Source organism: Tissierella sp. MB52-C2, from assembly GCF_030931715.1.
GTDB lineage: Bacteria > Bacillota > Clostridia > Tissierellales > Tissierellaceae > Tissierella.
The window spans coordinates 1,790,076-1,810,539 of the sequence record NZ_CP133261.1; the positions used below are offsets into that span (position 1 = coordinate 1,790,076).

The window sequence follows — 20,464 nt, forward strand, 5'->3', positions numbered from 1 at the left end:
TTATACAATGGTTAAATGGATAATCAAAGCCTTTCTAGTTTCTTGTTACATCTCGCATAAATTTAGTGACTAAATCATTTTTATTATCTTCAAATATTACTCCTGAAAAATGATTCATTTCATCTTTTACTTGGTTAATTCCTTTTTCTCCATTATCATCAATAGTTAAATACATGCTTATATTTGGAGAATATACAAATCTCTTTAACAAATTATTCTCTGATTTATCTACTTTGCATTGATACTCCGTAAAAATATTTAAATCGCTTGGGATATTAAAATCTCCTACCATCTTACTTACTCCTTCATCAGACTGTATTTCAGTAAAATATTTTATTTTAATAATTCATGAAGTTTAATATAAATGATATTGATTACTTTTATAATTCTCCATAGTATTCAGCAAAATATAGAACACCTTTTTTAGTTACCTTATAATTTCTTAATTGGCCTTTTGTTGCTCTCTCAAATGCTGGTTTTGTAAGGGTATAGCATTTAGCGCTTTGACTTTCAAGAATTTGTTTATCTATCCTATTATGAAATTCATCATCTACTATTCCTGTGGTAAATGCAATAACAGGATAGCCGTTCATAAATAAATGAGTTCTCAATGCTACAGTTGGTGTAATATGCAGTATAATATACAAAGCTATAATGCTACAAATTGTAGTTATAGTAAGAGTCTTTTCCTTTTTCAAAGCTCTACCCCTTAATTTTAATAATTATGATGTTTAATATAAATATTGCGAAGTTAGATAGAGCTACTGATTTTTCGATAATCGCTATCAAGAATACAATAAAAGAGTTGATTTACCCATTTACCTTGCCAGGGTAATTCTTCTCGGAATATTCCTTCTCTGGTCATCCCTAACTTTTCCATTACCTTATATGACGCGATGTTGTGTTCATTACACATAGCAACCACTTTATGTGCATTCCAATCTTCAAAAGCGTATTTCAACACTAATTTTGTAGCTTCTACACAATAACCCTGTCCCCTATATTCGGGAAAGATACAATAACCAATTTCCCAACTTCCACGCTCTTTTACATACCAATGAATATGCAGTACCCCTATAGGTGTTCTCTCTAGGTTATCAAGTTGTATTATGTATTGTTTATACCAATTGCTATCAATTCTTTTACCTACATTCTTGCGAACAGCATCCTTATCAGTTGGAATATCATCTTCATATGGCCATAATGAAGCGTTAATTTTTACATTAACAATGAATTCTATATCTTCCACTGTAGCTAAGGATAATCTTATTTTTTGTTTCATATTCTTTGCATCTCCTCATATGTCTTTAGTTCGTTATAATCTACTATTATGAATTACTTATGTGGATATTATATAATATATAATGAATCTATTTGGGCTATAAAGAAAATAATACTTAATCAAGCTTAGCTTCCAGTATACCAATAGTGAATACGATAAACAATTGAAATTTAACTCTTATTTTAAAGCTGTACTTTTTTTGCCACTACCTCAAAAACATGCCAGTGCTTTAAGTGTTCTACACGCGATGCATCAATGGATGTACCTTCACGTTCTCGCTCATCAAACCATTCAATTTCAAAACCTCCAAAAAGTTTAATAACCTGTTCTTTCGTGTGAAATGTCCTTAATGTATTTCCAGGTGCCCAACTATCTTTATTTCCAAAAAAGGTTCCAGAGAAACGACCGTCTGGTGCTATTGAGTTACTTATTTTCTGCCACACATCATCATAGTCTTTAGGACTTATAAATGGAAGCGAAAAACTGGCATTAAGCCAATTACAAGTATGCAACTTCATATTTTCAAATGTATCTTGTACAATATAAAGATTGTCTTTTTTCTCTGCATCAAGATTCTCATAAACTATATTGATACCAAGCGTATTATGATCAAGAGCAATAACACTCCAATCTTGCTCCAGCATCAATAAGCTATCTGCACCCGCACCGCAACCAATATCAATTGCTAAGCCCTTTCTATTGTCGAATAATTTTAAGGCCATTTTTGCGGCATTAGAAGGTACATTGCGTTTTTTATCTTTCTGAAACGCATTCCAATTACTAGCAGATGTGTTATCATCATCCTGTTTTTTCATCTTCTCACCTCTTCAAATTTTGATTTGTATGACTGCCTATAAATAATTCAAATGTCGCATAATTTAACTGTTATGACTTACTTATATGGAAATTATAGCATATTCATTCTATTTTTCATATATTTTCGAATAATCTGATAAAATTTCTAATACCGTACTATTCAGTTTTCAATGTTAAAATTTCTAATTATTACTTCACATAAATATCTTTAGTTACTTAAATATAAGATAAAAATACCGCAAAATTCATTCCTGAATAATACGGTATTGAAGTAAAATATTCAATTTTAGCTTTAAAGACGTTTAATTTAAATAATGTTCATTAGATAATACATGTTTTGTAATAAATTGATTAGTAAATAAGATATTATTGATTAACTTTTTTTATATAAATTGGATCTTCATTTCTATAACCAGTCTCATGAGTTAATGTATATCCACATTGATTCCAGAAAGCTGCATTATTATCTGAAGTTAAGTATACTTCCTCAACATTTTTATCCTTGAGAGATTGTTCGGCATGAGCTACTAGTAACTTTCCTAAACCTTGCTTCCTTAACTCTTTTTCAATATATATCTCTCGAATAAAACCAAACCCTTCCTTCTGACACCAATCACTTTTTGGAGAATCAATTTGGTATATAATAAATCCTATGGACTTATTATTAACCTTAATTAAATCAAGAAATATAACTTGTTTTTTTACCCTTTCTATTATATCAAAACAAATCTCTTCAATTTTCGAATATTGTAACTTAATTTGGAAGTCATCTAAAAAATAAGAATTAAACATATTTACAAATGATTCATAATCGAATTCTTTAAATGATTTAATTTCTTCGTTAATGCTCTTACAAATATTCCGATTTTTAACTTGATAACTTGAAACGAACCCATTAAAAAAGTCTTCTTTACTAATTTGATAGTCAACAGCACTTCGCCAGTTTCCTAGCTGATCTTGCCATGCATTTTCTTGTATACCAATCTTCCTTGCTCCAATCTTATTCTCATAGACATATTGAGCCCTTTCGTTTTCAAGCGTTGTATCCCAAATAATTTTCTCTATTGGAAACTTGGAATTGATATCTTCATCTGTGAAAATAAATTCTAATAGCATCATAATAATTTTAGGTCCATATCCTTGATTTTGATAGTTAAAGTCACATATTTTCCACCCTGGATATGCAGCCCCATCACCTCTAATGCTATAACTCAGTTCCCCCACTGGTTTACCAATAATTTCTATTATACAAAGCTGACTTAGTTTCCCTTCTCTGCTCCTTATATTAGCTATAGTGTCGTCTAATGATTCCCCTATACCATTAGGAAAACCTGCATGTTCCATAACTCTACCATCATTCCACCATTCATTTAATTGAATAGCATCGTCTATAGTAGCGCTTCTAATTACAATATTATCTTTTTCTATTCTCATACTTTCCTCCATTAAATTTTTAGGAGGGTTATAGGGCGTGAACCCTCCTTGCACGCTTAATTGTCATTTTCATCATATCGACCACTTCCTTTCTTATCATTTCTATGAAAACGCTTAAAGCGATATCACCTCTAGTAAATTAAATTCAAATTTTAGATTTATTATTGAATAACTGATATATCGCTTAATCCTACTATTACGAATTATTTATATTAACATTATATCATATATAATGAATCCATCTGGTATATTGTGGTAAATACTTTTATTTTTAATACCGTATTATTTAGTTTTCAATGTTCAATTTCATATAAATAATTAACTATTCTTTTTAGTATCAAATTTATTTCTTGTCTTACATCTAGGACAATTTATTTCTGCCTTTCCTTTTAATTCAAGAAGTAATTTATCACATCTTTTGCATGTGATTTTCTTCATTGTTTCATACTCCATTTTTCAGCTGAATAGATAGTTTTAACTTTATCCCAAATTTCTATATTTGCTTTTCTTCCTAGGTTTAGGAGACTTTTTGTTTATAAATTCTTGATACTCTTATTCAGACCATATCACAACTAATATCTCAAAATACTACCCACTATATATTCTTTAAGTAATATCCCCTCTAATTAGCTTTTTCTATTTTCTCAATATCTTCATTACTAATCATCTCCCTAGCTGTTCTAATGCATTCGTAATATTTCCACGTTGGATTTTCTCTTAATAATCTTGCTACTTCTGCCGCTATAGTTGTTATTTGTTTCTTAGCCATATTCCTTCACCCTCTTTCAATTTATTAATTAATAAATTAACACTTTATTACTATCCATCATATTCTATTGTAAGAGCACTTAATCTCAACTAGATTGGAGGTGTTTTTATGGATGAATTATTAGGTGGCAGAAGAGGATGCGAAAGAGAATGTGGTATAGATACTTCTTTATTATTTTTCTTTTTACTTTTAGTGGTTATTTTCTGTAACTGTGCTATCTTCTAACTTATAATAATTTAGTCAGGTAATAATTGAGTCGGGGTTTGTCCCCGATTCTTTTTTATCTCTATTACTCCTATAAAACTTGTCTATTTAGCTCATAATTTCATTCACTACCTCTAAAAATAATAATTAACACTTTATCACTATCTTTCATATTCTATTATGAGAGCACTTAATCTCAACTAAATTGGAGGTGTTTTTATGGGTGACTTATTAGGTGGCAGAAGGGGATGTGAAAGAGAATGCGGTATGGATACTTCTTTACTATTCTTCTTTTTACTTTTAGTAGTTATTTTCTGTAACTGTGATATTTTCTAATTCACAATAATTGAGTCGGGGCTTGTCCCCGATTCTTTTTATTTTTGTAAAGCTTTATTCTGCTTTCTAATTTTCTCTAAATACTCTTTTTTCTTCCTTCGTCCCAATTTCATGAAATATATTTGCAATACTATACATCTCCTGATTTTCTTCTTTCATCTGCCCAAAATATTTATATAAATCTCTCATCATTTGCTTTATGAAATCTTTGAAGTAGTTTATTATAATCTTCCTTAGCTTCTTCAATGATAATTTCTTTTTTATTCCCCTCCTAGAAAGGAACCTAAAAGTGAAAGTGGAAATAGAATTATTTCTCTATCAGATCAGCCACTAGCTATATTGAAGAAACAAAAAATTCAACAAATTGAACAGAAGTTAAAACTAGGAAAATGTTATGTAGATAATAATTTAGTATTTTGCGGAGAAGATGGACAACCTATCCACTCTTCTGCTTTTTCAAGATGATTCACAGATTTAATAAGAAGTAGTGACTTATCGGCTGTAAGATTTCATGACCTTAGTCATACTAACGCAACAATGCTTATGAATTTAAATGTTGCAGCTAAAGTAGTTTCTGAACGATTAGGCCATTTCAATATATCAATAACATTGGATACCTACTCTCATGTTCTAAAAAATATGCAAAAAGAAGCGGCTAACAAAATAGATGATTTCCTAGCTTCGAATAAGTAAAATTAAGCAAAAAATAAACTCATGTTAGCTTTTTGATATTCTTTATGCTATAATATTGATTATAATGAAATTATTATCTCGTTCAATCTTGTCATACACTTGATTACACGAGATAGTAAAATATATCGGGATGTGGCGCAGTTTGGTAGCGTACAAGTCTGGGGGACTTGGGGTCGCAGGTTCAAATCCTGTCATCCCGACTTTTTTATATTAGGATAAGAGCTGATAACGTTGAAAAATAGCCATTCTTTATTACACTAAATTGTGTATATTTGGATATAATTTGCTGAATTTGAACTAAATGGCACGCGAATTGGCACGGGGATTAATGATATATTTTATTGGAATAAGGACCTTTTGAGGTTCTTATTTTTTTATTTGGCACGTGAATATCTACAAAATAAAAAAGACCAGAAGAAAGTGATACGCTTCCCTCAGTCTATAACTTCAGTAATTAATTTTTTATTTTTAAAAATAATTAGGTTCAGAGTTTCCCCTGAACCTAACTGTTTCTAATTCATGCCTTGTGGTATCCATTTTCTGGAATGAATTGCTTCACAATTAGTGCAATAGTTAATTATATAAGTCCCTGGATGAGCTGGTTCATATCTAGTGGATATGTTCATATGTGCACAACATACTGGCCCTGCATAAGCAGATAATGTAGACCCAAACACCATGATACATACCATAAGAAGTAGTAAAATCTTTGTTGCTCTTTTCATTGTTTGTCACCCCCTTTTAATTCTACTTATATAATTCTATATTAAACTTAATTTTCCTTCTTATTTTCATAAGCAATTTCATACAAATTCTAACAATAGCGGTGTATTACCAAGTAATGAATTGATTGAAAAGAAGGATTTCAATTTACAAGATCCCGAAATTATTAAAGCTAGTCAAGAACTTAATATCGTTATAACTAAATACAATGATCTAATTGCTGAAAAATTATAATAAAAAAAGACCAGAATTAATTTTCTGGTCTAATAATTCTTAATGCTCTAGGAATGTTTTCTCTTCTCTCAATAAATCCTTTTAATTCTAAATTCTTTAAATACATATGAACAGTACTGCTAGATTTTAATCCCATTATTTTTCCTATTTCTCTCACGCTGGGAGCATATTCATTTTGTTTTATATAATCTACTATTATATTTAGTACTTGTGATTCTCTTTCAGTTAGCATATAAATTCCCCCTTTACTGGATTATATCAGAACATTCGTTCTGTGTAAAGGGTAGTTTGTCAAATTATGTAGAATAGGTGTTAATTATAAAAAAGAAAAATGACTAGAGATTTCTCCCTAGTCTACTTTAATAATTTTTCTAATTCTTTTTCTCCATAAACTTCCTGTACTAGTTCAAGATATTTCTCCTTATCTATTGCAAGAAATAAAGTAGGTAAATATCTTTCAAAAAACTGTGCTTGACTCATCTCAACATGCTCTAGCATTTTATCGGTAATTTCCTTTAGTTCTGGAGTCACTTGGGCTTGTAATCGTGGATTATTAGCTTTAGCCATATCAATATACCTCCTATTTTCTTTTAACTTCTGAATAAGCCTTTAAAGATACTAATAAGGCTATTATACTAATAATTAAAGTGATATATATCATAATAAAACACTCCTTTATTATTTTGTAGTTTATCTTTATTTTGTTATTTTATTTTATTTAGGTTATAATATATATAAAGAGGTTTATATAGGGGAGGTGGTGCTCCCCTATAACCTTACTTCTTTTTCTTTGAACTAGAACTTGTCTTTTTAGATGAGTTCTTTTTATTTTCTTTTACAGTTTGTAGTGCTACTATTGCTGTTACTAACTGTACTATAGAAATTGTTAGTCTTATTAACTCATCTACTTCTATCCTGTCATTCACTCCCTCACCTCCTAATTATATTATACTCAATATATTGAGTATTGTCAATGCTTATTTGCAATTATTCCTAACATTTTATTTAGTATAACCTTTGCAAATACTAGGTTTGTAAAACAGTTTCAAAAAATAAAAAAAGACCCTAGATTTTACGAGGCCACTGAAAAAGTACTAGTAAAATAGAATTAAAGGCATAACAAATACAATAATAGTTGTAGGAGTTATGCTTTTTTTGTTGTAGAATATATATATAAATACATTCTAATTGATGAAGGTGATTCTAATGCTAAAAAAACAAATGGAAATGATTTTAAGTACATATAGTGAAATATACAATTTGATTATTCCAAAAGATAATATCCTTAGAAAGATAAATGAAATGATTGATTTTTCATTTGTTTATGATGAATTAATCACAAAATATTCTCCTGATAATGGAAGAGGTGCAATTGATCCTTTAAGAATGTTCAAATACCTTCTTCTAAAAGTAATTTATGATTTATCAGATATAGATGTCGTAGAACGTTCAAGATATGATATGTCATTTAAGTATTTCCTTAATATGGCACCAGAAGAAGACGTTATTAATCCAAGTTCTTTAACAAAGTTTAGAAAACAAAGATTAAAAGATATTAATTTACTCGATTTACTCATTGGAAAAACTGTAGAAATAGCATTAGAAGAAGGTATAATAAAAAGCAATTCAATCATTGTGGACTCCACTCATACTAAAGCAAGATATAACCAAAAATCGCAAAGAGAAATCCTTCTTGAATACTCTAAGAAATTAAGAAAATCAGTCTATGAAATAGATGACTCAATAAAAAAAGAATTTCCTCCAAAAGTAAATAGCGGTATTCTAGAAGATGAAATACAATATTGTAAAAAACTAATATCTGTTGTTGAAAACAATGAAATAATATCGCAATACCCTAAAGTAAAAGAGAAAATGAATTTATTAAAAGAATTAATTGAAGATGATTTAGAAATGCTAGAATATGCTAATGACAAGGATGCAAAAGTAGGTCATAAAACTGCAGACACTTCTTTTTTTGGATATAAAACTCATTTAGCATTGACAGGAGAAAGAATAATAACTGCAGCCACCATAACATCTGGAGAAAAGCATGATGGTAAACAATTAAAAGATTTAGTAGAAAAATCACGTAAAAATGGTATTGAAGTAAATGAAGTAATAGGAGATACCGCATACTCAGAAAAAGATAATATAAAGTATGCCAAGGAAGAAAAATTTAGATTAATTTCAAAGCTAAATCCTACAGTAGCCCACGGCAATAGAAAAAATGAGGACAAGTTTGAATATAATAAAGATGCTGGAATGTATGTCTGTAAAGCAGGGCATATGGCAATAAGGAAAGCACGCCAAGGTAAAAAAGGGGGAGCAAGAAATCAAGTCAATACATATTATTTTGACATAGAAAAGTGTAAATGTTGTTCGCATAAAGATGGATGCTATAAAGAAGGTGCAAAAACAAAATCATATTCTGTATCTATAAAATCTGTAACTCATCAAGAGCAAATGAATTTTCAAGAAACAGAGTATTTTAAAGAGAGAGTAAAAGAACGGTATAAAATAGAGGCTAAAAATAGCGAATTAAAGCATAGACATGGATATGATATAGCATCATCTTCATGTCTAATTGGCATGGAATTGCAAGGAGCACTCACAATATTTGCAGTAAATTTAAAAAGAATAATTGCATTAATAAAGTAAGTTAAATTTAATATCATAAGCTTTTATTAAAGAAAAACGAACTAGTGATAAAAAATATCCCTAGTTCGTTTTAATTTCATTATCTAGATTAAAAATCGAGAAAAGCAACTAATGTTTTTCAGTGGCCTCGATTTTACTCTAAGGTCTTTCTTACAGTAAACATTTATTTCTCAGAATTTAAGGCGCCTCTTTTTCATCGCAGCCACCGCCACCACCGCCACCACCGCCACCACCGCCACCAGGGACGGTGCCTCCGCCACCTTCTTCCTTATTTGCCGGTACATTAGATGCTGCAAAAACACTTGTCGTTGCAAATTGACTAAGCAAAACAAGACTCAGACAAAGAGCTATTAACATTTTTTTCATTTTAAACATAATACCATCTCCTTTAATTTGATACTATAATAATTCTATATAAAATCTCATTTTCCTTCTTATTTTTATAGGCAAATTCATATAAATTCAGTCATATTCTGCAAAATTAAAAAGACTCTAGATTAATCTAGAGTCCTTAGGATTAGTTCCATCAGTAAGACCTAATTTTTTAGCCCATTCCATAGCCTCTACTGCCCATGGACTACAATCTATTTTAGTTTTCTCAATATATTTCACTCCCAAGTAATTCAATATTCCTTTTGCTACAGCTAAGGCTAATTCTTCTTGCTTATCTTTCAGTATTTTAAAATCATCTATATTAGTAATAAAAGCTAATTCTACTAAAGCTGATGGCATATTACTTTGCCTTAATACTGCAAAATTAGCTGTTTTTATTCCTCTATTTAAAGTATAAATTTTACTTTGTAATATACTATCTTGAATACATTTTGCTAATGCTGTACCTTTCGTGCTATTAGGATAACTAAATGTCTCTACACCTTTAGCATTTACATTTTCAGCAGCATTACAATGTATAGATACAAATATATCTGCATTAGCTTTATTTGCTAGATTGGTACGTTCTGATAGTTCTAAGAATACATCTGTGGTCCTTGAATATATTACTTCTACATTATGTCTTTTAAGTATTTCCCCTACTTTTAATGTTACTGATAACGCTATATCTTTTTCTTGCAATCCATTACCTAATGCTCCTGGATCTTTTCCTCCATGGCCTGCATCTAAAAATACTTTCATTATTCTTTCACCTCTTCTTTCTTCCTTAATATATCAAATGAATCAGATAATATTTTTGGAATAGGTATCCCCATTAAGCCTGCATTTTCAATTATACTCATACCCTCATCTGTCATGAGAGTAATAATCAATCGATATCTTATCTTCTCTTTTCATCCCCTCTGAATATTGCTTAACTTTTCTAAATGTTTTATATGCTAGTCTCTCTTTTAGCCCTAGTAAATTAGTCAATTCTTCTATGCTATAATATTCATTTCCTAACATTCTTTCTAATGTAGCTTTCAATTCTATTTTATAAGTCATATTAACCTTTTTATTTAAGTGTGGTCCATAGCTCCCCTTATATTCTTCTGCTGTTAGATACTTATAATTTAATTCAAAGTCTAGTCCCCCTTGGGCTTCTAGAGCCTCTACTGTTTTATTGAATATAGTATTTGCTGTGTTCAGTTATTATTTTCTTTTCCATATTTGTGTGCCCCTTGATTAACATTTTTTTACTAGTCGCATATTCTAGTATGAGAACTCTTCTCTCAAATAAATAGGAGGTGCTTATTGTGAACGATTTATGTGGTATAGACAGAGACTGTGACTGCCGTAGAGACTGTGATAAAAATAATAATTCAATATTAATATTTTTTATTGTATTAATAGTTATTTTCTGTTTCTGTGGTGATGATTTATTCGGTGGCTTCTTTGGTGGAAAAAGAAGGTGCTAAATCTCACATTAATCGGGGCCTGTCCCCGATTCTATTTTTATAAATCTATTCTCTAACCTTATATTGCCATAGACAACAAACTATTCATCACCTACTTTAAACAATTCGTGAGTTCCATTATATTTGTTTGTGTATATACTACTTAAGAGGTGATATAAATGTCTAATATTTCAAATATATGTCCTAATACTACAGATTTTTATATTTATCATTTAGAATCAGTAGAGAGAAAAATAGCAAATGTATTTGATAATATTATAGGAGAAAGAGGAAGAAAATATAATTAATAATTCAACTGGCTCGCAATAAGATAAGAGCTTATACCGCTGGATATAAGCTCTTTTTCTTTTTTTGAATTTATGTATGTTTAGGTATAACTTGCTGTATTTGTACCGAATGACACGCAAATTGATTCGTGAATATTAATATTTATTAAAAAAGTTGGCGAAAAAAGAACCTATAGTAGGTCCTTTATATATATTAGTATGACATTAACTTTATTAGCAATAGCAATTAATATAATAATTACTGTATGAATTATCTCTATATATTTATGATTATGTCTTTTAGTTCGAGTCTATTTTTCAGGGCTTCTCAATATTTGTAATGCCCTTGGAGATTTTTCTTTTCTTTTAACATAACCTTTATTTTCAAGTTTAGTTAAGTGTTTATGAACTGTGCTTGGTGATTTTAATCCTGCTAATTTACATATTTCCCTAACAGATGGAACATATTGATTTTTTTCAATGTAATCAATTATAATCTCTAATATTTCCTTTTCTCTTTCAGTTAACATACACTCTCCCCCTTTAAATCCATTATACAGAAACGTTAGTTCTATGTAAAGAGGGATTTGTCTGTTTATGTAGAATTAACTCATTGTAAAAGTCCAGGGATTTTTTCTCCCCAAACATTAATAGTCTTTAATTATTTTTAAAATTTTTCTTCAATAAAATTCATTAATTCTTTATTAAACAAATCTTGTTCATCATAAAATGATCCATGACCACTATAACAGAATGGTATAAGTCTAGAATTTTTGATACATTTTTTCTGTATTTCACCTAGTTGAAATGGAACAACTTTATCGTGAATTCCATGAATAATTAATGTTGGAACATTTATTGTCCCTAAATCATTAAATAATTGCTCGTTCTTCCAGGTATTTGCAATGGCAGCAGTGGACCAACCTGCAGCTTGCAATCCTAGTTGTAGAAACCAATAAGAGAATGGTTGCGTTATATATTTAAAGAAAAATATATCCCCAAAATTACTAAGCATTTTAGGTCTATCTGTATATGTTCCTTCAATTATTTGATTTACTACTTCTACATCTACGCCATAAGGAAAGTTAGGAAGTTTTATTAAGCTAGGAGCTGCTGCTGCAAACAAGGCAAGTTTTGATACTCCATAGCCATTATATCTAGACATATATCTAATGGCTATTGCTCCACCTGTTGAGTGTCCTGCTAAGACAAAATTTTGTAATTTAAGTTTCTCAACAACTTCTCTAACATCATCAGCCAATCGGTTGTAATCATATCCTCCCCATGGTCTATCTGATTTGCCAAATCCCCTCTGATCTATTCCTATACATCTATAGCCCCATTTAGGGAGTTGATCAAATTGATATTCAAATAGTTCATGGCTCCCAGGCCATCCATGTAAAAAAACAATTGTTTTGTTACCTACTGGATTAAGATCTTCCACATAAAGTTTTACATCTGATTCTACATTAACATAGTATCCCATCAACTCTCCCCCTATAATTTGAATGATATATTAGAATATTATTCTCTTAACTATATCTTTATGAATTTTCAAACTAATTTCTTAGAAATACTTTCATTAGTACTTTAGAACTATATCAATAGCTTTATCTTTTCTGCTATAATTACTTATATTTGCAATTTTACAAAGGAGGTGTTTTTATGTTTCTCTCTATTGTTCTTGTTATAGCTGGTATATTTGCAATTATTTGTACTATTATGAAACCAAGATTCTACTGGGAAAGCCGTAAAGCCACAAGACTTAGAAGATTAATTGGTGATAATGCTGCTTCCATACTCTATATAATTATAGGTATATTAGCATCGGGCATAGGGATTGCTGATTTATTGGGAATAATCACCTTATAAAGTATCCAGAATTTTTCTTAATAATTTTAATCATCATATTAAAAAAGGTAGAACTTTATTCTACCTTTTCCATGATATAAATATCTTATATAATTATACAGATCAATCCGCCACTGCCATCATTGATTATTCTCTCAAGAGCCCTTCTAAGTTTTTGTCTTGCATCCTCTGGCATTGTACTGAGCTTTCCTTGGAGTTGTTCATTTACTAAATCATATAATGATTTACCAAATAAGTTTAATTGCCAAATATTTGAAGGGTCTCCTTCAACTTCTGATAATAAGTAGTTAATAAGCTCTTCAGATTGCTTTTCTGTACCTATTAGCGGAGATACTTCTGTGGCTATATCTGCCCTTAATACATGAAGTGATGGAGCCTTTGCCTTTAATTTTACCCCATATCTATTTCCTTGACGATAAACTTCCGGTTCCTCTAATTCCATTTCATCTAAGCTAGGACTAACTAATCCATATCCAATTTCCTTAGCTTCAATTAATGCTTTTTCAATCTTATCATATTTTTTCTTAGTATCTGCTAACTTCGAAATTAAGCCTAATAATTGATAGTCTCCTTCTATTGAATATCCTGTCATATCATTTAATACGCTATAAAACAGTCCATCATCAACTACTATTTCAGAATGTACAACTCCTTCTCCTAGCTTAATTTCAGATAGATTTACATTCTTCACTATGTCTAAATCTTTTAAAGGACCTAAGAAACTTGAAACCTCATTTAATTTATGAAGTCCTTCTATAGTTTCTTTTAAAGCATCTAAGATATTTGCTTTTATCCAATGTTTTTTTGGTAATCCCTCTATCCATTTTGGAAGATTTATTGTTACTTCCTTTACTGGAAATTCAAATAATAGTTTTTCAAATATCTTTTCTATATCTTGAGTGTCCATATTTAGACAGTCAACTACTACTACTGATACTTCATATTTCCCCTGTAAACTTTCCTTCAAAGCCATGGTACTATCTAGGTTAGGATGTTTTGAATTTAGTATTATCACAAATGGTTTTCCTAATTCTTTTAGTTCTGATATTACTCTTTCTTCTGCCTTAATATAATTAGATCTGTCTATATCTGTTATGGAACCATCTGTTGTCACTACTAATCCTATACTTGAGTGATCTACTATGACTTTTCTTGTGCCTATTTCTGCTGCATCTTCAAAAGGAATTTCTTTGTCATACCATGGCGTAGTTACCATTCTAGGAGTAAAGTTCTCCTCATGTCCTAGAGCACCACTAATTAAGTATCCTACACAATCTACCATTCTTACTTTAAAACTTACATTTTCGTTTAAAGTAAGCTCTACTGCCTCATTAGGTACAAATTTAGGCTCAGTAGTCATTATTGTTTTCCCTGACCCACTTAAAGGCAATTCATCCTTAGCTCTTTCTTTCTTATGTTTATTGTCGATATTAGGTAAAACCAGCAACTCCATAAACCTCTTTATAAATGTGGATTTACCTGTCCTAACTGGTCCGACGATACCTGCATAAATATCCCCATCTGTTCGTTCTGAAATATCTTTGTATATATCAAATACCTCCACATCGTTCCCCCCTCATAAATATAATTATTAAAATACAATACTTAACATTATATATATACGTGGAGTACTGAGAAATATTACAAGCTAATTAAAAAACCTGCTATTTTATTAGCAGGTTACCATAAATTATTATTTTCTAATACTATATTTTCCATTTCATGCTTCTTATCTCTAATCATTAAATTAGAAACAGAATATTTGACATCCTTACCTTCATATAATACACCATAGATTTCTTCAGTAATAGGCATATCAACATTATATATCTTAGACAGATCAAAGGTAGATTTTGTAGTTTTTATACCTTCCACAACCATTCCAATCTGTTTAATAGCATCGGATGTCTTTATTCCTTGCCCTATTAATATTCCAGCTCTTCTATTTCTGCTAAGCATACTTGTGCAAGTTACTATTAAATCTCCTATTCCTGCTAGCCCTAAAAATGTACTGCCTTGTGCCCCCATTTTCTCCCCTAGCCTTGCCATTTCAAATATACCTCTAGTCATAAGTGCTGCCTTAGTATTATCTCCACATCCTAATCCATCTGAAATCCCTGCACCTAATGCAATTACATTCTTCAATGCTCCACCTAGTTCTACTCCAATAACATCTGGATTTGCATATACCCTAAATTCTGGAGTAATAAATAAATCCTGAACATATTCAGCAACTTCTTTAATTCCAGATGATGATACTACTGTCGTAGGCATATTTTTAGCTACTTCTTCTGCATGGGAAGGTCCTGAAAGTATGGCATATCTACTATTTGGCACTATTTCTTCAACAATCTGTGATATTCTAAGTAAACTTTCATTTTCAATACCCTTAGAAACATTTACTATTATCTGATCTTTTTTAATATAAGATTTGCAATTATTAAGTACTTCTCTAACTCCATGGGTACCTACAGATAATACAATAGCATCCTTATTAAAATTAACTTCTTCCAAATCATTAGTCAACTTTAGATTAGGCGGTAATATAATATCAGGAAGATATTTATTATTTATTCTAGTTCTATTCATATCTATTAGCTGTTCTTCATCCCTTAACCACATATGAACATCATAGCCTTTCTTGGCCAGTAAGATTGCTAAAGCAGTTCCCCAACTTCCACCACCTAAAACACCAATTCTTTCACTCATTAAAAACACCTACCTATATATTATTTCCTAATTTATTTTCTTCACCATTACATAATCTAATTATATTTGCCTTATGTCTCAGTATCAAAAGTCCTGCTAATATCCATATGGTAATAAACAAATACTTATCTACTGGATTTGAAACTAATACTGTAAATAAAGGAGCAAAAACAGCCGCAGTAATTGAACCTAAAGACACATATCTAGTAAATAGAGTTACAAGAACTATTGTCAACAAACATAGTAACCCTACTTTCCAATTAAGTACCAATAGGACTCCAAAAGATGTTGCCACTCCTTTACCGCCTTTAAATCTAAGAAATACTGGAAAATCATGTCCTAGAACAACGAAAAAACTTGCTAAGAGACCTCCATCATATCCAAGTAGAGCTTTCCCTATTAAAACAGCTACTATACCTTTAATTATGTCTAAGGCAAAGGTTAATGCTCCCATTTTCTTCCCTAAAACCCTAAGGGCATTAGTGGCTCCTGCATTGCCACTACCATAATTTCTTATATCAATATTCTTTGACGTTTTACCTAAAAAATATGCAGATGAAAAACATCCTATGAAATAAGGTATCAATATGGATAAAAATATTTTCATTTTTACTCTCCCTTTTCTCTAAATTCAAATTGTATAGGTGTTCCTACAAATCCAAAGTGATTTCTTATTTGATTTTCTAAATATCTAACATAGGAGAAATGCATTAATTCTGCATTCCTTACAAATATTACAAACTTAGGTGGTCTTACAGATACTTGAGTTCCATAGTATATCCTCGTCCTCTTTCCTTTATCACTAGGTGGTTGATTCATTAATACCGCCTCATTGATTATATCATTTAACACACCTGTGCTAATTCTCAAGTTATAATTATTATTTACCACATTTATTAGCTCCAGTAATTTATCTACTCGTTGTCCCGTTAAAGCTGATATAAATATTATAGGTGCATATGCAATAAATCCTAATTCTTTTCTGATTTCCTTTTCAAATTCTAAATGTGTATTAGTATCTTTTTTAACTAAATCCCATTTATTAATAGCAATTATAATAGACTTTCCGTTATCATGGGCATAGCCTGCTATTTTAGTATCTTGTTCTGTAATTCCTTCAGTAGCATCTACAACTAATATACATATATCAGACCTGTCTACTGCAGTTAATGTCCTTATGACAGAATACCTTTCTATATCTTCATATATACTTCTCTTTCTTCTTAGCCCTGCTGTATCAATAAATACATATCTATTTTCTTCATAATCAAAATAAGTATCTATTGCATCTCTAGTTGTTCCTGGTATATTAGTTACAATTACCCTTTCTTCACCCAAAATATTATTAATTAAAGATGATTTACCTACATTTGGTTTACCAATTAAAGAAACTTTTATTAAATCCTCATCATATTCTGTATCTTTGTCTTCTGGAAAGTTTTTTACTATTTCATCTAATAAATCTCCAATACCAAGTCCTTGTTCTCCCGATATAACTATAGTTTCTCCAAGACCTAGCTCATAAAACTCATATATTTCATCTGGAGTTTTCGGAGTATCGATTTTGTTACAAGCTACTACTACTTTTTTTCCTGACTTTCTAAGCATATTTCCTATTTCTCTATCTGTAGAAGTCAGTCCAGCTAATCCATCTACTACAAATAAAATAACATCAGCAGTATCTACTGCAATCTCTGCCTGTCTTTTTATATTGGTCATTATTATTTCTTCATTTTCAGGTTCAAGTCCACCAGTATCTATTACTGTAAAATATTTTCCTAACCATTCTCCTTCTGCATATATTCTATCTCTAGTTACTCCAGGAGTATCTTCTGTTATTGCAATTCTTCTACCAACTATTTTATTAAATAAAGTTGATTTTCCTACATTTGGCCTTCCTACTATACAAACAATAGCTCTATTCATCTGTTCATCCCTCAATTCTTTATTATATCTATTAAACTCTTTCCTTCTACTTTAGAAGGAATAACAGGAATATCCAATTTTTCTGACACTTCTACAAGGGTTAAATTATCTAAGAATATTTCCTCGTCTCTTTTCAACATAGAATTTGGAATAATAATTCCATCAATATCTTTATAATTCTTTAGCTGAGCAACTAAATCTTCACCTGTTACAAGTCCAGATACAGTTATAGTTTCTCCAAAAAATCTATTTACTATTGGCACAACTACTATTTCCAACTCACTAAATTTCTTAATTATTTTGTCCTTAATACTTTCTATAAATTTAAATGCTAAAGTTCCTGTAGCTATTATATATTTCTTCTTGTTATTTATAGGTACCTTTATCTTATCAAGTTCTTTAACTATTTCATCTTCAAAGGATTTCATAAGTCCTACTCCATTTTCTAACTGAGGAAATCCTTCATATTTATCATAACTAGGTAATTCTTTATCTGTAGTTGCAAAGAATTCATCTGAAGCAAATACGAATCTGGTTCCTATTTCTTCTAAAAACTCTGATTGCTTATTAGATACAAATTCCAACAACTCTTTAGAGTCTTCTTTAGTAAATGGTTTTACATCATAAAGTCCATCTCTATACTTAGTTATACCCACAGGCACTACTGCTATACTTTCAACAGTTGGATATAAATTCTTTAAATCAGACAATGTTCTATTTAATTCTTCTCCATCATTTACTCCTGGAACTAAAACTATTTGACAATTCACTTCAAGATTAGCATCTTTAAATCTCTTCAGTATATCATATATCCTGCCTGCATTCTTATTATTCAGCATCTTTATTCTAAGTTCAGGATTTGTAGTATGGACACTTACATTTATGGGACTTAGTCTGTACCGTATTATTCTGTCTATTTCATCATCACTCATATTAGTTAGAGTTATAAAATTACCTTGTAAAAATGATAGTCTTGAATCATCATCTTTAAAATATAAGGTTTGTCTCATATTTGGCGGTAATTGATCTACAAAACAAAACATACATTTATTTCTACAGGATTTAGCCTTATCTATTAAAGGATTAGTAAATATTAGACCTAAGTCCTCATCAAAATCTTTTTCAATTTCTAATTCCCATATCTCACCATCTTTTTTTTCTATGGCAACTATAAGATAATCATCCGAAACTAAATATTTATAATCAATAATATCTTTTACAGGTATATCATTAATAGTTAATAATATATCCCCTGGTTCAATTTCTAATTCTTCAGCTATACTACCCTCGGTAATTTCTTCTATAATATTCCTATCTTCCGAATAGTTATTTAATTCGTAGTTATTTGATTCCACTTTTTACACCTCAATTATTTTTAAATCTATGCCTATTCTAATATAGTATAACAAATATGTAAAGAAAAGCCTACAGAATTATCTGTAGGCCTTATAATTAATATAATTTATGTTTATCACATAATCTTTCTACTCTAGCTTTTATTTCATCTCTATCTTTAGTTTCATCTAGTGCTAAAGTCATTATCTCAGCAATTTCTAACATGTCTTCTTCTTTCATTCCACGAGTTGTCATTGCTGGAGTACCTATTCTTATTCCACTTGTTATAAATGGTGATTCTGGGTCAAATGGAATAGTGTTTTTATTAGTTGCTATACCAATTTCATCTAAAAGTGCTTCTGCTTTTTTTCCTGTTAAACCTTTTGTTCTAACATCTATTAAAATTAAGTGATTATCTGTACCACCAGATACTAGTCTAAATCCATTTTTCATTAGCCCTTCAGCCAATGTCTTAGCATTATTTATAGTTTGTTGTTGATAAGTTTTAAAGTCATCCTGTAATGCTTCACCAAAGGCAACTGCTTTAGCTGCAATAATATGCATTAACGGACCACCTTGTATTCCAGGGAATATTGCCTTATCAATAGCCTTAGCATACTCTTCTTTACAAAGAATTGCCCCGCCTCTTGGACCTCTTAGAGTCTTATGAGTAGTAGTAGTTACAAAATCTGCATAAGGAACTGGATTTGGATGTAGGCCTGCGGCAACAAGTCCAGCTATATGAGCCATGTCTACCATTAAGTATGCTCCTACTTCGTCTGCAATTTCTCTAAACTTTTTGAAATCAATTTGTCTAGGATATGCACTGGCACCAGCTACAATCATTTTTGGTTTTTCTCTTAAAGCTATTTCTCTTACTTCATCATAGTCTATTACTTCAGTTTCTTTATTTACTCCATAATCTATAAAGTTAAAATAGGTTCCTGAAATATTAACTGGGCTACCATGAGTTAGGTGACCACCTTGTGATAAATTCATACCTAATACTTTGTCTCCAGGCTTTAATACAGCAAAATATACACCTAGATTAGCATTAGATCCAGAGTGCGGCTGTACATTGGCATGATCTGCACCAAAAATTTCTTTTAATCTGTTTCTAGCAAGATCTTCAACCATGTCTACTACTTCACATCCACCATAGTATCTCTTAGCTGGATATCCTTCGGCATATTTGTTAGTCAAATAACTACCTGCTGCTTCCATTACCTGTGGAGTTACAAAATTCTCTGAAGCTATAAGCTCGATATGTTTTTTTTGTCTATTTAGTTCCATTTCAATAATATTCATTACTTCGGGATCATATTTAGCTAAATTTGTAAAATCCATATCCTTATAT

General features: G+C 30.4%; 29 protein-coding genes and 1 tRNA gene. 7 read left to right on the forward strand and 23 right to left on the reverse strand.

Translation table 11 applies throughout. The annotated features are described in order from the left end of the window. Nucleotides 1-34: 34 nt before the first annotated feature. The 7 genes from RBU61_RS08960 to RBU61_RS08990 form a co-directional block, all read right to left on the reverse strand. Entirely contained in the window at nt 35-292 is a 258-nt protein-coding gene (locus tag RBU61_RS08960) for a hypothetical protein (RefSeq protein WP_308879392.1), read from the reverse strand. Between the two features lie 88 nt (nt 293-380). Next, nucleotides 381-698, reverse strand: a complete 318-nt coding sequence (locus RBU61_RS08965) for a hypothetical protein (protein WP_308879393.1) — start codon at nt 696-698, stop codon at nt 381-383. Nucleotides 699-751: 53 nt separating this feature from the next. Continuing rightward, on the reverse strand, nt 752-1,282 hold the full coding sequence (locus RBU61_RS08970; RefSeq protein WP_308879394.1) for a GNAT family protein: 531 nt from the start codon (nt 1,280-1,282) through the stop codon (nt 752-754). Nucleotides 1,283-1,464: 182 nt separating this feature from the next. Beyond that, nucleotides 1,465-2,097 (reverse strand): class I SAM-dependent methyltransferase, encoded by a 633-nt coding sequence (locus tag RBU61_RS08975; RefSeq protein WP_308879397.1) that lies wholly within the window; start codon nt 2,095-2,097, stop codon nt 1,465-1,467. 367 nt (nt 2,098-2,464) lie between these two features. Next, on the reverse strand, nt 2,465-3,532 hold the full coding sequence (locus RBU61_RS08980) for a GNAT family N-acetyltransferase (protein WP_308879398.1): 1,068 nt from the start codon (nt 3,530-3,532) through the stop codon (nt 2,465-2,467). Between the two features lie 622 nt (nt 3,533-4,154). After that, nucleotides 4,155-4,301 carry a hypothetical protein gene (locus tag RBU61_RS08985; RefSeq protein WP_308879401.1) on the reverse strand — a complete coding sequence of 49 codons (147 nt, stop codon included), beginning with the start codon at nt 4,299-4,301 and terminating at the stop codon, nt 4,155-4,157. 606 nt (nt 4,302-4,907) lie between these two features. Then, entirely contained in the window at nt 4,908-5,087 is a 180-nt protein-coding gene (locus tag RBU61_RS08990; protein ID WP_308879404.1) for a hypothetical protein, read from the reverse strand. Between the two features lie 231 nt (nt 5,088-5,318). Here RBU61_RS08990 and RBU61_RS19565 point away from each other — a divergent pair, with 231 nt between their 5' ends. Further along, entirely contained in the window at nt 5,319-5,534 is a 216-nt protein-coding gene (locus RBU61_RS19565) for a tyrosine-type recombinase/integrase (RefSeq protein WP_374212522.1), read from the forward strand. 126 nt (nt 5,535-5,660) lie between these two features. Continuing rightward, a tRNA-Pro gene (locus tag RBU61_RS08995) sits at nt 5,661-5,734 on the forward strand. A gap of 312 nt (nt 5,735-6,046) precedes the next feature. Here the strand turns inward: RBU61_RS08995 and RBU61_RS09000 are convergent. Continuing rightward, complete coding sequence (locus RBU61_RS09000) at nt 6,047-6,259, reverse strand: hypothetical protein (protein ID WP_308879405.1); 213 nt, start codon at nt 6,257-6,259, stop codon at nt 6,047-6,049. 121 nt (nt 6,260-6,380) lie between these two features. Between RBU61_RS09000 and RBU61_RS19570 the strand changes: the two genes are divergently transcribed. Further along, nucleotides 6,381-6,491: a Spo0E family sporulation regulatory protein-aspartic acid phosphatase gene (locus RBU61_RS19570; RefSeq protein WP_374212500.1), complete on the forward strand. Its 111-nt coding sequence runs from the start codon at nt 6,381-6,383 to the stop codon at nt 6,489-6,491. A 16-nt stretch (nt 6,492-6,507) separates the two neighbouring features. Here RBU61_RS19570 and RBU61_RS09005 read toward each other — a convergent pair whose 3' ends face one another. The 3 genes from RBU61_RS09005 to RBU61_RS09015 form a co-directional block, all read right to left on the reverse strand. Then, a complete protein-coding gene (locus tag RBU61_RS09005; protein ID WP_308879407.1) occupies nt 6,508-6,723 on the reverse strand; it encodes a LexA repressor in 216 nt (71 codons plus the stop codon). Between the two features lie 122 nt (nt 6,724-6,845). Further along, entirely contained in the window at nt 6,846-7,058 is a 213-nt protein-coding gene (locus tag RBU61_RS09010) for a hypothetical protein (protein WP_308879409.1), read from the reverse strand. Between the two features lie 209 nt (nt 7,059-7,267). After that, nucleotides 7,268-7,417 carry a hypothetical protein gene (locus RBU61_RS09015; RefSeq protein WP_308879411.1) on the reverse strand — a complete coding sequence of 50 codons (150 nt, stop codon included), beginning with the start codon at nt 7,415-7,417 and terminating at the stop codon, nt 7,268-7,270. Between the two features lie 280 nt (nt 7,418-7,697). On the opposite strand from RBU61_RS09015, the gene RBU61_RS09020 reads away from it, so the two are divergent. Further along, on the forward strand, nt 7,698-9,149 hold the full coding sequence (locus RBU61_RS09020; RefSeq protein ID WP_308878343.1) for an IS1182 family transposase: 1,452 nt from the start codon (nt 7,698-7,700) through the stop codon (nt 9,147-9,149). Between the two features lie 177 nt (nt 9,150-9,326). Here the strand turns inward: RBU61_RS09020 and RBU61_RS09025 are convergent, their stop codons facing one another. The 4 genes from RBU61_RS09025 to RBU61_RS09040 all read right to left on the reverse strand — a co-directional run bounded on the left by RBU61_RS09025 (nt 9,327) and on the right by RBU61_RS09040 (nt 10,586). Then, a complete protein-coding gene (locus RBU61_RS09025; RefSeq protein ID WP_308879413.1) occupies nt 9,327-9,515 on the reverse strand; it encodes a hypothetical protein in 189 nt (62 codons plus the stop codon). Nucleotides 9,516-9,641: 126 nt separating this feature from the next. Then, nucleotides 9,642-10,283, reverse strand: a complete 642-nt coding sequence (locus tag RBU61_RS09030; RefSeq protein WP_308879415.1) for an N-acetylmuramoyl-L-alanine amidase — start codon at nt 10,281-10,283, stop codon at nt 9,642-9,644. Continuing rightward, the gene (locus tag RBU61_RS09035) at nt 10,283-10,384 is read right to left on the reverse strand and encodes a phage holin family protein (protein WP_308879416.1); all 102 of its coding nucleotides are present in this window, start codon (nt 10,382-10,384) and stop codon (nt 10,283-10,285) included. Before RBU61_RS09035 ends, RBU61_RS09030 begins: the two co-directional genes overlap by 1 nt. A 4-nt stretch (nt 10,385-10,388) precedes the next feature. Beyond that, the gene (locus tag RBU61_RS09040; protein ID WP_308879417.1) at nt 10,389-10,586 is read right to left on the reverse strand and encodes a hypothetical protein; all 198 of its coding nucleotides are present in this window, start codon (nt 10,584-10,586) and stop codon (nt 10,389-10,391) included. Nucleotides 10,587-10,837: 251 nt separating this feature from the next. Between RBU61_RS09040 and RBU61_RS09045 the strand changes: the two genes are divergently transcribed. Together RBU61_RS09045 and RBU61_RS09050 are read left to right on the forward strand one after the other, a co-directional pair. Then, complete coding sequence (locus RBU61_RS09045; protein WP_308879419.1) at nt 10,838-10,999, forward strand: hypothetical protein; 162 nt, start codon at nt 10,838-10,840, stop codon at nt 10,997-10,999. Nucleotides 11,000-11,157: 158 nt separating this feature from the next. After that, on the forward strand, nt 11,158-11,286 hold the full coding sequence (locus RBU61_RS09050; protein ID WP_308879421.1) for a hypothetical protein: 129 nt from the start codon (nt 11,158-11,160) through the stop codon (nt 11,284-11,286). A gap of 290 nt (nt 11,287-11,576) precedes the next feature. Here the strand turns inward: RBU61_RS09050 and RBU61_RS09055 are convergent, their stop codons facing one another. Both RBU61_RS09055 and RBU61_RS09060 read right to left on the reverse strand, forming a co-directional pair. Continuing rightward, the gene (locus RBU61_RS09055; RefSeq protein WP_308879423.1) at nt 11,577-11,795 is read right to left on the reverse strand and encodes a MarR family transcriptional regulator; all 219 of its coding nucleotides are present in this window, start codon (nt 11,793-11,795) and stop codon (nt 11,577-11,579) included. Between the two features lie 137 nt (nt 11,796-11,932). Continuing rightward, entirely contained in the window at nt 11,933-12,751 is an 819-nt protein-coding gene (locus RBU61_RS09060) for an alpha/beta hydrolase (protein ID WP_308879425.1), read from the reverse strand. A gap of 179 nt (nt 12,752-12,930) precedes the next feature. On the opposite strand from RBU61_RS09060, the gene RBU61_RS09065 reads away from it, so the two are divergent. Next, nucleotides 12,931-13,137: a hypothetical protein gene (locus RBU61_RS09065; protein ID WP_308879428.1), complete on the forward strand. Its 207-nt coding sequence runs from the start codon at nt 12,931-12,933 to the stop codon at nt 13,135-13,137. An 85-nt stretch (nt 13,138-13,222) separates the two neighbouring features. On the opposite strand, the gene spoIVA is transcribed toward RBU61_RS09065, so the two are convergent. The 6 genes from spoIVA to glyA all read right to left on the reverse strand — a co-directional run bounded on the left by spoIVA (nt 13,223) and on the right by glyA (nt 20,454). After that, nucleotides 13,223-14,701 carry a stage IV sporulation protein A gene (gene spoIVA, locus RBU61_RS09070; RefSeq protein ID WP_308879431.1) on the reverse strand — a complete coding sequence of 493 codons (1,479 nt, stop codon included), beginning with the start codon at nt 14,699-14,701 and terminating at the stop codon, nt 13,223-13,225. A gap of 116 nt (nt 14,702-14,817) precedes the next feature. Continuing rightward, complete coding sequence (locus RBU61_RS09075) at nt 14,818-15,846, reverse strand: NAD(P)H-dependent glycerol-3-phosphate dehydrogenase (RefSeq protein WP_308879434.1); 1,029 nt, start codon at nt 15,844-15,846, stop codon at nt 14,818-14,820. Between the two features lie 13 nt (nt 15,847-15,859). Then, on the reverse strand, nt 15,860-16,453 hold the full coding sequence (gene plsY / locus RBU61_RS09080; RefSeq protein ID WP_308879436.1) for a glycerol-3-phosphate 1-O-acyltransferase PlsY: 594 nt from the start codon (nt 16,451-16,453) through the stop codon (nt 15,860-15,862). Between the two features lie 2 nt (nt 16,454-16,455). Further along, on the reverse strand, nt 16,456-17,772 hold the full coding sequence (gene der, locus RBU61_RS09085; RefSeq protein ID WP_308879438.1) for a ribosome biogenesis GTPase Der: 1,317 nt from the start codon (nt 17,770-17,772) through the stop codon (nt 16,456-16,458). An 11-nt stretch (nt 17,773-17,783) separates the two neighbouring features. Next, nucleotides 17,784-19,127: a DUF512 domain-containing protein gene (locus RBU61_RS09090; protein WP_308879440.1), complete on the reverse strand. Its 1,344-nt coding sequence runs from the start codon at nt 19,125-19,127 to the stop codon at nt 17,784-17,786. Between the two features lie 97 nt (nt 19,128-19,224). Next, nucleotides 19,225-20,454 (reverse strand): serine hydroxymethyltransferase, encoded by a 1,230-nt coding sequence (gene glyA / locus RBU61_RS09095; protein ID WP_308879442.1) that lies wholly within the window; start codon nt 20,452-20,454, stop codon nt 19,225-19,227. Nucleotides 20,455-20,464 lie beyond the last annotated feature (10 nt).

What these genes read in the sequence shown, in the direction of transcription:
- RBU61_RS09055 (WP_308879423.1), bottom strand. Translation starts at nt 11,795, where the DNA reads ATGTTAACTGAAAGAGAAAAGGAAATATTAGAGATTATAATTGATTAC.
- der (WP_308879438.1), bottom strand. Translation starts at nt 17,772, where the DNA reads ATGAATAGAGCTATTGTTTGTATAGTAGGAAGGCCAAATGTAGGAAAA.
- glyA (WP_308879442.1), bottom strand. Translation starts at nt 20,454, where the DNA reads ATGGATTTTACAAATTTAGCTAAATATGATCCCGAAGTAATGAATATT.
- RBU61_RS08975 (WP_308879397.1), bottom strand. Translation starts at nt 2,097, where the DNA reads ATGAAAAAACAGGATGATGATAACACATCTGCTAGTAATTGGAATGCG.
- plsY (WP_308879436.1), bottom strand. Translation starts at nt 16,453, where the DNA reads ATGAAAATATTTTTATCCATATTGATACCTTATTTCATAGGATGTTTT.
- RBU61_RS09000 (WP_308879405.1), bottom strand. Translation starts at nt 6,259, where the DNA reads ATGAAAAGAGCAACAAAGATTTTACTACTTCTTATGGTATGTATCATG.
- RBU61_RS09030 (WP_308879415.1), bottom strand. Translation starts at nt 10,283, where the DNA reads ATGAAAGTATTTTTAGATGCAGGCCATGGAGGAAAAGATCCAGGAGCA.
- RBU61_RS09065 (WP_308879428.1), top strand. Translation starts at nt 12,931, where the DNA reads ATGTTTCTCTCTATTGTTCTTGTTATAGCTGGTATATTTGCAATTATT.
- RBU61_RS09005 (WP_308879407.1), bottom strand. Translation starts at nt 6,723, where the DNA reads ATGCTAACTGAAAGAGAATCACAAGTACTAAATATAATAGTAGATTAT.
- RBU61_RS09050 (WP_308879421.1), top strand. Translation starts at nt 11,158, where the DNA reads ATGTCTAATATTTCAAATATATGTCCTAATACTACAGATTTTTATATT.
- RBU61_RS08980 (WP_308879398.1), bottom strand. Translation starts at nt 3,532, where the DNA reads ATGAGAATAGAAAAAGATAATATTGTAATTAGAAGCGCTACTATAGAC.
- RBU61_RS08985 (WP_308879401.1), bottom strand. Translation starts at nt 4,301, where the DNA reads ATGGCTAAGAAACAAATAACAACTATAGCGGCAGAAGTAGCAAGATTA.
- RBU61_RS09040 (WP_308879417.1), bottom strand. Translation starts at nt 10,586, where the DNA reads ATGACTTATAAAATAGAATTGAAAGCTACATTAGAAAGAATGTTAGGA.
- RBU61_RS09010 (WP_308879409.1), bottom strand. Translation starts at nt 7,058, where the DNA reads ATGGCTAAAGCTAATAATCCACGATTACAAGCCCAAGTGACTCCAGAA.
- RBU61_RS09025 (WP_308879413.1), bottom strand. Translation starts at nt 9,515, where the DNA reads ATGAAAAAAATGTTAATAGCTCTTTGTCTGAGTCTTGTTTTGCTTAGT.
- RBU61_RS09060 (WP_308879425.1), bottom strand. Translation starts at nt 12,751, where the DNA reads ATGGGATACTATGTTAATGTAGAATCAGATGTAAAACTTTATGTGGAA.
- RBU61_RS09075 (WP_308879434.1), bottom strand. Translation starts at nt 15,846, where the DNA reads ATGAGTGAAAGAATTGGTGTTTTAGGTGGTGGAAGTTGGGGAACTGCT.
- RBU61_RS09020 (WP_308878343.1), top strand. Translation starts at nt 7,698, where the DNA reads ATGCTAAAAAAACAAATGGAAATGATTTTAAGTACATATAGTGAAATA.
- RBU61_RS09035 (WP_308879416.1), bottom strand. Translation starts at nt 10,384, where the DNA reads ATGAGTATAATTGAAAATGCAGGCTTAATGGGGATACCTATTCCAAAA.
- RBU61_RS08960 (WP_308879392.1), bottom strand. Translation starts at nt 292, where the DNA reads ATGGTAGGAGATTTTAATATCCCAAGCGATTTAAATATTTTTACGGAG.
- RBU61_RS08970 (WP_308879394.1), bottom strand. Translation starts at nt 1,282, where the DNA reads ATGAAACAAAAAATAAGATTATCCTTAGCTACAGTGGAAGATATAGAA.